The organism is Klebsiella sp. Ech2A (assembly GCF_030078455.1).
GTDB classification, from domain to species: Bacteria; Pseudomonadota; Gammaproteobacteria; order Enterobacterales; family Enterobacteriaceae; genus Klebsiella; species Klebsiella terrigena.
The window spans coordinates 1-10,348 of record NZ_JAQGFU010000157.1 but is presented as its reverse complement, the minus strand read 5'-3'; the positions used below and the strand labels follow the sequence as shown (position 1 = coordinate 10,348).

The 10,348-nt window shown below is 58.3% G+C and carries 11 protein-coding genes; 5 read left to right on the top strand and 6 right to left on the bottom strand.

Features of this window, described 5'->3' with window-relative positions:
- Both asr and PFH44_RS20880 read right to left on the bottom strand, forming a co-directional pair.
- On the bottom strand, positions 1–110 hold a 110-nt coding region (gene asr, locus PFH44_RS20885; protein ID WP_159870743.1), incomplete at its 3' end, for an acid resistance repetitive basic protein Asr.
- Between the two features lie 186 nt (positions 111–296).
- Positions 297–926 carry an NADPH-dependent F420 reductase gene (locus PFH44_RS20880; protein WP_283826022.1) on the bottom strand — a complete coding sequence of 210 codons (630 nt, stop codon included), beginning with the start codon at positions 924–926 and terminating at the stop codon, positions 297–299.
- Positions 927–1,033: 107 nt separating this feature from the next.
- On the opposite strand from PFH44_RS20880, the gene PFH44_RS20875 reads away from it, so the two are divergent.
- The gene (locus PFH44_RS20875; protein WP_283826020.1) at positions 1,034–1,942 is read left to right on the top strand and encodes a LysR family transcriptional regulator; all 909 of its coding nucleotides are present in this window, start codon (positions 1,034–1,036) and stop codon (positions 1,940–1,942) included.
- A gap of 35 nt (positions 1,943–1,977) precedes the next feature.
- Here the strand turns inward: PFH44_RS20875 and mdtK are convergent, their stop codons facing one another.
- The gene (gene mdtK, locus PFH44_RS20870) at positions 1,978–3,324 is read right to left on the bottom strand and encodes an MdtK family multidrug efflux MATE transporter (RefSeq protein ID WP_283826019.1); all 1,347 of its coding nucleotides are present in this window, start codon (positions 3,322–3,324) and stop codon (positions 1,978–1,980) included.
- Positions 3,325–3,541: 217 nt separating this feature from the next.
- On the opposite strand from mdtK, the gene PFH44_RS20865 reads away from it, so the two are divergent.
- The gene (locus tag PFH44_RS20865) at positions 3,542–4,177 is read left to right on the top strand and encodes a riboflavin synthase (RefSeq protein WP_045858616.1); all 636 of its coding nucleotides are present in this window, start codon (positions 3,542–3,544) and stop codon (positions 4,175–4,177) included.
- A gap of 65 nt (positions 4,178–4,242) precedes the next feature.
- Here the strand turns inward: PFH44_RS20865 and cfa are convergent, their stop codons facing one another.
- Positions 4,243–5,391 carry a cyclopropane fatty acyl phospholipid synthase gene (gene cfa / locus PFH44_RS20860; protein ID WP_045858614.1) on the bottom strand — a complete coding sequence of 383 codons (1,149 nt, stop codon included), beginning with the start codon at positions 5,389–5,391 and terminating at the stop codon, positions 4,243–4,245.
- Positions 5,392–5,688: 297 nt separating this feature from the next.
- Positions 5,689–6,873, bottom strand: coding sequence for a purine nucleoside transporter PunC (punC, locus tag PFH44_RS20855; protein ID WP_283826018.1), 1,185 nt, complete (start codon positions 6,871–6,873; stop codon positions 5,689–5,691).
- A 112-nt stretch (positions 6,874–6,985) separates the two neighbouring features.
- On the opposite strand from punC, the gene punR reads away from it, so the two are divergent.
- Positions 6,986–7,897 carry a DNA-binding transcriptional activator PunR gene (punR, locus tag PFH44_RS20850; RefSeq protein WP_123708176.1) on the top strand — a complete coding sequence of 304 codons (912 nt, stop codon included), beginning with the start codon at positions 6,986–6,988 and terminating at the stop codon, positions 7,895–7,897.
- Between the two features lie 16 nt (positions 7,898–7,913).
- On the opposite strand, the gene purR is transcribed toward punR, so the two are convergent.
- Positions 7,914–8,939 carry an HTH-type transcriptional repressor PurR gene (gene purR / locus PFH44_RS20845; RefSeq protein WP_045858607.1) on the bottom strand — a complete coding sequence of 342 codons (1,026 nt, stop codon included), beginning with the start codon at positions 8,937–8,939 and terminating at the stop codon, positions 7,914–7,916.
- 294 nt (positions 8,940–9,233) lie between these two features.
- Between purR and cydH the strand changes: the two genes are divergently transcribed.
- Both cydH and PFH44_RS20835 read left to right on the top strand, forming a co-directional pair.
- On the top strand, positions 9,234–9,323 hold the full coding sequence (gene cydH / locus PFH44_RS20840; RefSeq protein WP_004862736.1) for a cytochrome bd-I oxidase subunit CydH: 90 nt from the start codon (positions 9,234–9,236) through the stop codon (positions 9,321–9,323).
- Between the two features lie 163 nt (positions 9,324–9,486).
- Positions 9,487–10,348: MFS transporter (locus PFH44_RS20835; RefSeq protein WP_283826017.1), on the top strand; the 862-nt coding region annotated here is incomplete at its 3' end.

Sequence of the window (10,348 nt, the reverse complement as noted above, 5' to 3'; positions counted from 1 at the left end):
CTGTGAGTTGCAGCAGCCGGAGCCTGAGTGGTGCTTACCGCATCAGCAGCGAAAGCAGCAGAAGACAGACCCATAGCAGCGGCAACGACCAGAGCTAATACTTTTTTCATTCTGATATCCTCGAAAATGTTTCTTCAGTTAACCCCACTGCGGGGCTGTTGAAACAACTATATGCCGGTCATGGCGCGAGTTCAGTGAGTGTTTGGTATCGGCAGGTAACCGAATGTACAGCGCAGGCTGCGGGAGGGCATAAGGGGGTTCCGCTAACGAGGAAGCGTTAGCGGAGTGGGCCGTGATTAGCCGCGCGACGTTTGGGCAAGCGTCGCGGCGAGCTCACGTTTGCTCATCGGGACGCAGTAGGCGGGCGTGCCGCGTTCAAAGCGCCATCCTTCGCTGAGCGGCCCGACGTCAAGGGCATCAAAACCAAAGGCGTCGTACAGCGCGGCGGCGATAGCTTTCCCCTCTTCGTCATCGCCCGCCAGCGGCAGCGCCCGGCGATTTTCCGCCCCGGCCGGTAGGCCATCGCTTTCCAGCTGCGTCATCGGGATGGCGTTGAAGGCTTTGGTGATTCTGGCGGCGGGCAGGATCCGCGCCAGCAGCTCGCTGGTCGTGGTTTGCCCGGAGTCGAGCTCGGCAATGTCGCCGTCCCGCTGCGGGTAGTAATTGACCGCATCGATAACGTGCTTATTGTTAATACCGGCGACCGGCAGCGCGCTGACGGCGCTGAGGGGGACGGCAATCACCACCACCTCGCCAAATTCGGCGGCCTCGTCCGCGCTGCCCACCCGGCAGCCGATCATCGGCCCCAGGCTGAACAGCGTCTGCGGTCCCCGTGAGTTGCTGAGCATCACGTCGTGGCCGGCCTGCAGCGCAAGCTTAGCGATGGAACGTCCTACAAATCCGGCGCCTATTATTCCGATCTTCATCTTTAACTCCTGACAAATTGCCTCGTTGAGGGAATAAATTTAATTCCCTCTTCACAGAAGATAAATCGTAAGATGGTTGCATGATAAACAACTAAAATGAGTGAATCATGGATCAGCTCACCAGCATGAAGGTTTTCGTCAAGGCGGCAGAAACCGGCTCATTTGCCGCCGTCGCCGAGCAGCTGCAGCTGTCGCCGCAGATGGTTGCCCGCCACGTAGCGGCCCTCGAGGCGCATCTCGGCACCTCGCTCATCGCGCGAACGACGCGGCGGCAAACCCTGACCGATATCGGCCGCAGCTACTATGAGCGCTGCCGCGTGGTGCTGGACGAAGTCGCCGAGGCCGACGCGCTGGCGCTGGAGATGAAGGCGACTCCCTCCGGAATTATCAGAGTCAATGCGCCGGTTACCTTTGGTTCACATGCGCTCTCGACGTTTATCACCGACTATCTCGCCCGCTACCCCGAGGTGCAGGTTGAGCTGACCCTCAGCGACCGCATCGTCGATCCGATAGAAGAGGAGTTCGAGGTGATCGTACGCATTGGCGAGCTGGCCGACAGCACCATGGTTGCCTGGCCGCTGCGCCCCTACCGATTAATAGCCTGCGCCTCTCCTGACTATATTTTGCGCCACGGCGAGCCGCAGACGCCGGCGGATCTGCAGCACCACGCCTGCCTGGTCTACGGCCACTGGTCGGCCATGAACGCCTGCCGCTGGCAGTTCACCAGGGAGGGCGCCACGGTGGAGGTTAAACCCGCCGGGCGCTTCCGTTCGAACGACTGGAAGGCGCTGATGAACGCCGCTCTCGCCGGGCACGGCATCACCCTCGGGCCGGAAGAGGTGCTGAGAGTTGAGGTTGAGGCGGGCAGGCTGGTACAGGTTTTATCGGGGTTTTCCGGCCCTTCGCGACCGATGCACGTGCTGGTGCCGGCAGGACGCCGACGAACGACCAAAATCAAATGCTTTGTCGAGGCGCTGAGAGAGGCGCTGGGCCCGCGCGGGCCCGGCTATCGCTGAGAAACGGGGCCCCGAAAACGGGGCGCCGCTGCCGGCTAGCGCGCTGCGCGCTGTAAAATGACGCTCGACGGCTGACGCTGGAGAAAGCGCATCCGCAGCATCATCAGGATTGCCGCGGAGGTTAAGCCGATAATAAACCCGCACCAGAAGCCGGCAGGCCCCATGCGCGGGACGACAATATCGGTTAACGCCAGCACATAGCCGCTCGGCAGTCCCAGAACCCAGTAGGCGGTAAAGGTAATAAAGAAGATTGAGCGCGTATCCTTATAGCCGCGCAGGATCCCGCTGCCGATGACCTGGACGGAGTCGGAGATCTGATATATCGCCGCCAGCAGCATCAGCTGGGAGGCCAGCACCACCACTTCCGGGTTGTCGTTGTAGAGCAGGGCGATCTGTTTGCGCATCAGGATGGTGAAAATCGCGGTGATCGCGGCCATGCAGACGCCAACGCCGACGCCGGTTCTGGCGGAGGTTTGCGCATCGAGGGTTGAGCCCTGACCGAGGCGAAAGCCGACGCGGATCGTGACCGCCGCCGCCAGCGACAGCGGTAAAACGAACATCAGCGAGCTGAAGTTAAGCGCAATCTGATGGCCGGCGACATCGACAATGCCCAGCGGAGAAACCAGCAGCGCAACCACCGCAAACAGTGTCACTTCGAAAAACAGCGCCAGGGCGATCGGCAGCCCGAGCTGGACCAGGCGCTTGAGGACGGCAAAATCCGGCTTGCTGAATCCCTCGGCACCCCGAATATCGCGCATTGAGCGCGCCCGACGCACCCAGGCGATCATGCTGAAAAACATCACCCAGTACACGGATGCCGTTGCCACGCCGCAGCCCACGCCGCCCAGCTCCGGCATGCCGAAATGACCGTAGATAAAGATGTAGTTGACCGGGATATTCACCAGCAGGCCGATGAAGCCCATGACCATCCCCGGCTTGGTTTTCGCCAGGCCTTCGCACTGGTTACGCGCAACCTGGAAGAAGAGGTAGCCCGGAGCCCCCCACAGCAGCGCGCGCAGGTAGCCGACGGCTTTATCCGCCAGCGCCGGATCAATATTATGCATTGAGCTGATGATATAGCCGGCGTTCCACAGCACCACCATCACCAGCACCGAGACGAACCCCGCCAGCCAAAAGCCCTGGCGTACCTGGTGCGCAATGCGGTCACGGCGCCCGGAGCCGTTGAGCTGCGCGACGACCGGCGTTAGCGCCAGCAGCAGGCCGTGGCCGAAGAGGATCGCCGGCAGCCAGATGGAGGTACCGATGGCGACGGCCGCCATGACGGTATCGACGAAGCCCATTGAGGTCTGGGCCACCTGCGCAAGGATGACGGGAATAGCCAGTGCTAACAACTGACGCGCTTCAATGAAGTACTTCTGCACCTGTACACCTTTATATTGTTGTTATTTTGAGACTAAAAAAGCCGCCGTTAATGGCAGCAAGAAGAAAAAGCAGGGGGATTAGCCAGTCTATTGTAGCGAGGATTAGCCATTAAGCCAGTGAAAAAATGGTAGGGCACGATGCGTGCTGGCAACCTTATTTACCACCTGTTATTGTTCCCGATTAATATATTGTGAGCCATTTCTACAGGAGCAAAGCATGTTTACTGGCATTGTGCAGGGGACCGCTAAAGTGGTGTCCATCGATGAGAAGCCCAATTTTCGTACCCACGTGGTGGAACTGCCTGAGCACATGCTCGACGGACTGGAAACCGGCGCGTCGGTCGCACATAACGGCTGCTGTCTGACCGTCACCGAGATCGACGGCGCGCGCATCAGTTTTGACCTGATGAAAGAAACCCTGCGCATCACCAACCTCGGCGCCGTGCGTCAGGGGGACGTGGTCAACGTTGAGCGCGCGGCAAAGTTCAGCGATGAAATTGGCGGCCATCTGATGTCCGGCCATATTATGACCACCGCGGAGGTGGTTAAGATCCTGACCTCGGAAAATAACCGCCAGATCTGGTTCAAGGTCCAGGACCCGGCGCTGATGAAGTACATTCTGTATAAAGGCTTTATCGGCGTTGACGGCATTAGCCTGACGGTTGGCGAAGTCACGCCAACGCGCTTCTGCGTGCACCTGATTCCGGAAACGCTGCTGCGCACCACGCTGGGGGCGAAAAAGCTGGGTGATCGGGTCAATATCGAGATTGACCCGCAGACGCAGGCGGTGGTCGATACCGTTGAGCGGGTGCTGGCGGCGAAAGAGGCCGTGCAAAAGGCGAAGGAAGAGTAATAGCGCGAAAAAATGCCGGTCAGTGAAGCCACGGACCGGCATCGGCACAGCGGTTTATCCAGGATCTAGCGCGCTACGCGCAGGCCGCTCTCGGCGCCGCGAGAAAATACCACCTGCCACAGCTGAATATCGCGCGCGCGAAAGGCGCCGGCGCAGGCGTTCAGATAATAGCTAAACATGCGCTTGAAGCGCTCGGTGTAGTTATCGGCAATATCCGGCCAGCTGGCGAGGAACCGCTCGTACCAGGCCATCAGCGTGGTATCGTAATCGGCGCCTATATTGTGCCAGTCTTCCATCACGAAATGCGTTTCGCTGGCTTTTGCAATATGGCGAACCGACGGCAGGCAGCCGTTAGGGAAGATATATTTATTGATCCACGGATCGACGCTCAGGTCCGTTTTGTTTGAACCGATGGTGTGCAGTAAAAAAAGACCGTCCGCTTTCATATTCCGATCGACGACATCGAAATAGGTGGCGTAGTTTTTCGGCCCCACGTGCTCAAACATACCGACGGAAACAATGCGATCAAAACTATCATGTAAGTCGCGATAGTCCTGTAACAGGATAGTGACGTCTAATCCCTCACACCGCTGCTGGGCCATTTTTTGCTGTTCGGCAGAAATGGTAACGCCAACCACGCTAACGTGATAATTTTTTGCCATGTAATAGGCCAGACCGCCCCAGCCGCAGCCAATATCCAGCACCCGCATCCCCGGTTCAAGCTGCAGCTTACGGCAAATAAGATCTAATTTAGCCTGCTGAGCCTCTTCCAGAGATTGCGCCTCTTTCCAGTAAGCGCAGGAATATTGCATATAGGGGTCGAGCATCTGACTAAAAAGGTCGTTGCCGAGATCGTAGTGCTCTTTGCCGACTATCCAGGAACGTTTTTTACTTTGCAGATTGAACAGGCGAGCGGCAGCAATACGCAGCGTATCTTTGAGATGGCGGGGAAGCTGCTTTTCCAGCCCGGCGCGCAGCACCTTGTGGAAGAAAATATCCAGACGCTCGCAGTCCCACCAGCCGTCCATATAACTTTCACCTAACCCCAGAGACCCTTCCTGCAGCACGCGCTTAAAAAAGAGGGGGTTTTTTATCCGTAGATCGGAGGGAGCGGGGCCATTAATTTCAATACCCGCACGACCGAGCAACTCAGCTGTAATTCGGTACCAGTCGTCATTTGGTACACTTACTTCTTCTATACACGATGAACTCATAGCTTCTCCATCACGCCCAAGTGATCAGAACCTTAAAACAGCGTAGACGCTTTTTTTGGCATTGTGAGAAATCTCACGGAAAATCCGTGAAGCTGCTATCCGACGTAGAACAGAGGAAGGGAGATAACCCTTGCCGAAAGGCCTTCCATGGTGAAACGGGAGGCGTCCTGCCCCCGTTAATATCGATAAACTTTCTATTTATGTGATACGGGATCCAGTATAGGCCCCTATTTTAAGGCTTTCAATAAAAACATATTAGCAGGCTAATTACTGGACCTTAACATCATTGAAACCATTCTATGCATGTGACGACTGGGTGCTGAGACGGGCGCTCCGCAGCTGCATCGCATATCCCAGTCCGGCCAGCACGATGGAGGCCAGCATCACGCTGGTGGTGGTGAGCAGCGGGGTGGCAATCAGCGTCGACACCAGCAGGCTGGTCAGGAAGCACAGTCCGAGCTGCAGGGTATTCTGCAGCGCGGCGGCGCGACCCGTCGCCTGAGGGAACGGCCGCAGCGCCTGGGCGACGACAATCGGGTAAATGGCGCCGTTAACGATAGCCATCACGCAGAAGGGGGCCATCAGCGCGACGATGGAGACATCCTGCTGCAGGCCCACCAGCCAGGTGGCGGCAACGCTGATGGCAAAAACGACCAGCAGCCACGGCAGCAGCTGCTGTCCCTGCCATTTCTGCAGCGCCGCACGACAGCCGTATCCGCCGATTAAAAAGGCGATAGTCTGCGGCACGTAGCTCAGGCCGATGGCGGTTGGCCCGTAGCCCATGTCGTGCAGAATAAACGGCGAACCGGTCAGCCAGGCGAAAAAGCTGGCGGAGCAGGCGGCGTAGATCAGCACGTTGCCGCTGTATTCGCGCGAGCGCAGCAGCGCCAGGAAGGTGAGCTTTTTCTGCGTGCTGCTATCGGGTTTGCTCACCGGCTTGAGGCGTAATGCAGGCAGCATCAGCAGCAGAGTGATGGCGAACAGGGTCGCGAAGATAGCCTGCCAGTCGAAATGGGCGAGCAGCCAGCTGCCGAGCAGCGGCGCCAGGGCCGGGGAGAGGCCCACCAGCGGCATGATGGTGGCGAATATGCGGTTGGTGCGCTGGGCAGGATAATAGTCGGTAACCATCGCCTGCCAGGTGACCGCCGCCGCGCAGACGCCGATGGCCTGCACAAATCGCAGCGCCAGCATCAGGGTCGCGTCCTCGACCCACAGCATGCCAAGGCAGCCGACGGCGAAGATCGCCAGGCCGCTGAGCAGCACCGGCTTGCGCCCATAGCGATCGGATACCGGGCCCCAGAACAGCTGGCCAAGGGCGAAACCGGCGAGAAATACGCTCAGGCTGGCGCTGACCGAGGCCGCCGAAGTATTCAGATCCTGTTGGATAGCCGAAAACGCCGGCAGATACATATCGGTTGCCAGGAAGCCGAGCACGCTGAGGCCCGCCAGCCAAACCAAAAATCCTTTCCCAGGTTGTTGCATAAAGTTCTCTTTCTTCTGATGCAGGTAAGATGCCGCAGAGTGTAGGGAGTGCATTCTGGCTTGTGAAACGCTAATATTTGTTACATGCGTTCAAAAAATTTGCAGGCAGAATATGTGGTCCGAATACTCCCTTGAAGTGGTTGATGCGGTTGCGCGCAACGGCAGCTTTAGCGCAGCGGCTCAGGAGCTGCATCGCGTACCCTCGGCGGTCAGCTACACCGTGCGTCAGCTCGAAGAGTGGCTGGCCGTTCCGCTCTTTGAGCGCCGCCATCGCGACGTGGAGCTCACCCCCGCCGGCGTGTGGTTTTTACAGGAAGGGCGTTCTGTTATCAAAAAAATGCAGATCACCCGCCGCCAGTGCCAGCAGATCGCCAACGGCTGGCGCGGGCAGCTCTCAATTGCGGTTGACGATATCGTTAAGCCGGCGCGGATGCGGCAGATGATTGTCGATTTTTATCGCCACTTTCCGGACGTCGAGCTGATTGTCTTTCAGGAAGTGTTTAACGGCGTCTGGGACGCGCTGGCCGACGGCCGCGTGGAGCTGGCCATCGGCGCGACCCGCTCGATTCCGGTCGGCGGACGCTACGCCTTTCGCGATATGGGCATGCTGAGCTGGCACTGCGTAGTTGCCAGCCACCATCCGCTGGCGAAAATGAGCGGCCCGCTGAGCGATGACACGTTGCGCAACTGGCCGTCGCTGGTCAGGGAAGATACGTCACGATCGCTGCCGAAGCGCACGACGTGGCTGCTGGATAATCAGAAGAGGGTGGTGGTGCCGGACTGGGACGCCTCGGCAACCTGCCTGTCGGCCGGGCTCTGCATCGGCATGGTGCCGTCACACTTCGCCCGCCCGCGGATCGACAGCGGCGAGTGGACGGCGCTGGAGCTGGAAAATCCGTTCCCGGACGCCGCCTGCTGTCTGACCTGGCAGCAGAGCGATATCTCGCCGGCGCTCTCCTGGCTGCTGGACTATCTTGGCGACAGCGAAACGTTAAATCGGGAGTGGCTGAGGGCGCCGGAATAGCCGACGCCCGGCAGGATTAGCGGCGGTAGTCGACGAACGGGCCGTCGATCACCGAGCGGCGCTCGACCAGCCGCGGGTGGACTTCGATAGACTGCGACTCTTCGCGCTTGTTAACGATGCGGTCCATCAGCATATTGAAGGCGGCTTCGCCGAGAGAGTCCTTTGGCTGATGAATGGTGGTCAGCGCCGGGCTAAAGTAGCGGGCGTTGCGCACGTTGTCATAGCCAATCAGCGAAATATCCTGCGGCACGCGCAGGCCCATTTCGTCGGCGGCGCAAATCGCCCCCATCGCCATGATGTCGCCGCCGCAGAAGATGGCGGTCGGACGATGCTGCTGGCTGAGGATCTGCTGCATTGCGCGGTAGCCGGACTCTGGCTCGAAGTCGCCCTGAACCACCCAGCTTTCCGGGACGCTAATCTGCGCTTCTTCCATTGCTTTCATAAAACCGGCCAGACGGCCGGCGCCGGTGTTGCGCTCCAGCGGACCCGGGATCACGCCGATTTCACGGTGGCCGCGCTCAACGAGGTAGCGACCGGCCATATAGCCGCCTTCAAAGGCGTTATCGATAACCGAATCGGTAAAGTCGGCCTTGGACTCACCCCAGTCCATCACCACCATCGGGATGTTGCGGTACTCTTCGAGCATGGAGAGCACCGACTGCGGGTATTCAGAGCACATCACCAGCAGGCCGTCGACGCGCTTTTGCGCCATCATTGACAGGTAGGCCTGCTGCTTTTCCGGATCGTTCCAGGCGTTGCCGAGAATCAAGGTGTAGCCCTTCTGGAAGCAGCTCTTCTCAACGGACTCGATAATCTCGGCGAAATAGGCCGCTTCGCTGCTGGTGGCCAGCAGACCGATCGATTTGGTGTGATTAACCTTCAGGCTGCGCGCCACCGCACTCGGAGAGTAGTGCAGCTCTTTGATGGCAGCCCATACCGCGTTGCGCGTCTCTTCAGCGACAAAGCGGGTTTTGTTAATTACATGTGAAACTGTTGTAGTGGAAACGTTTGCGCGCTTCGCTACATCTTTAATTGTTGCCATTACTTCTCTCTCCAGACCTTGACCTGATCGTCTGATTATCGATACGGAAACGTTTGCCTATACACACCCTGAGCGCAATGTTCAACATTGCATCACGTCGGGAAACGACACAGAACGACAGGAAGGGGTCAATGGCCGATACGCTTTCAAATTAGCGTGGGATTTTGTCCGATCTTGCGGCAAAGGGGAAGAGTAAAAATGTGCATCACCCTAAATCTCAGAAGATTTTTATACAATATTGTGCAAAAATGAGCAGGCTCACTTTTCTTGTGGGGATAATCAGGGGGAAAATTGATGGATACAGATTTAAAGTTTTCGCTGACCACGACGATTATTGTTCTGGGCCTGATCGTGGCCGCAGGGCTGACCGCCGTACTGCACTAATTTTTTCGGGGGAGAGGATCCTTTCCCCTTATTTCCGCGCATTATTATCAAATTCGCAAAAATCTTTTGCCATTTCGTTTACTTTTGTTTTTCTGTGATTGATGTCATGCTTTTGGCTTCTGATGAGATACCGTCGCTGAGGACGGTCTGCTGGAGTCATTGCATGAAGATCAACTTTCCCCTGTTAGCGCTGGCCATTGGGGCGTTTGGTATTGGTACGACCGAATTTTCCCCGATGGGACTACTGCCGGTTATCGCCAAAGGCGTGGATGTATCCATTCCCGCCGCGGGGATGCTGATCAGCGCCTATGCCATCGGCGTGATGGTCGGGGCGCCGCTGATGACGCTGCTGCTCTCGCACCGCGCGCGCCGCAGCGCGCTGATTTTCCTGATGGCTATTTTTACCCTTGGCAACGTCCTCTCGTCAATGGCGCCGGATTACACCACGCTGCTGCTCTCGCGCATTATCACCAGCCTGAACCACGGCGCCTTCTTCGGCCTCGGGTCGGTGGTCGCCGCGAGCGTGGTTCCTAAGCACAAGCAGGCCAGCGCGGTAGCGACCATGTTTATGGGGCTGACCATCGCCAATATTGGCGGCGTTCCGGCGGCGACATGGCTCGGTGAGACCATCGGCTGGCGCATGTCCTTCCTCGCCACGGCGGGTCTTGGCCTGGTGGCGATGGTCAGCCTGTGGTTGTCGCTGCCAAGAGGCAGCGCAGGGGAGCGGCCAAACGTGAAGGAGGAGCTGGCGGTATTGATGCGGCCGCAGGTGCTCTCCGCGCTGCTGACCACCGTGCTCGGGGCCGGGGCGATGTTCACCCTCTATACCTATATTTCTCCGGTGCTGCATACCATTACCCACGCTTCGCCGCTGTTCGTCACCGCGATGCTGGTGCTGATTGGCGTCGGCTTCTCCCTGGGCAACTATCTTGGCGGAAAATTTGCCGACCGCTCGGTTTCCGGCACGCTGAAGGGCTTTTTACTGCTGCTGATGGTTATCATGCTGGCGATCCCGCTGCTGGCGC

What these genes read in the sequence shown, in the direction of transcription:
- PFH44_RS20880 (WP_283826022.1), bottom strand. Translation starts at nt 926, where the DNA reads ATGAAGATCGGAATAATAGGCGCCGGATTTGTAGGACGTTCCATCGCT.
- PFH44_RS20875 (WP_283826020.1), top strand. Translation starts at nt 1,034, where the DNA reads ATGGATCAGCTCACCAGCATGAAGGTTTTCGTCAAGGCGGCAGAAACC.
- PFH44_RS20865 (WP_045858616.1), top strand. Translation starts at nt 3,542, where the DNA reads ATGTTTACTGGCATTGTGCAGGGGACCGCTAAAGTGGTGTCCATCGAT.
- cfa (WP_045858614.1), bottom strand. Translation starts at nt 5,391, where the DNA reads ATGAGTTCATCGTGTATAGAAGAAGTAAGTGTACCAAATGACGACTGG.
- punC (WP_283826018.1), bottom strand. Translation starts at nt 6,873, where the DNA reads ATGCAACAACCTGGGAAAGGATTTTTGGTTTGGCTGGCGGGCCTCAGC.
- punR (WP_123708176.1), top strand. Translation starts at nt 6,986, where the DNA reads ATGTGGTCCGAATACTCCCTTGAAGTGGTTGATGCGGTTGCGCGCAAC.
- purR (WP_045858607.1), bottom strand. Translation starts at nt 8,939, where the DNA reads ATGGCAACAATTAAAGATGTAGCGAAGCGCGCAAACGTTTCCACTACA.
- cydH (WP_004862736.1), top strand. Translation starts at nt 9,234, where the DNA reads ATGGATACAGATTTAAAGTTTTCGCTGACCACGACGATTATTGTTCTG.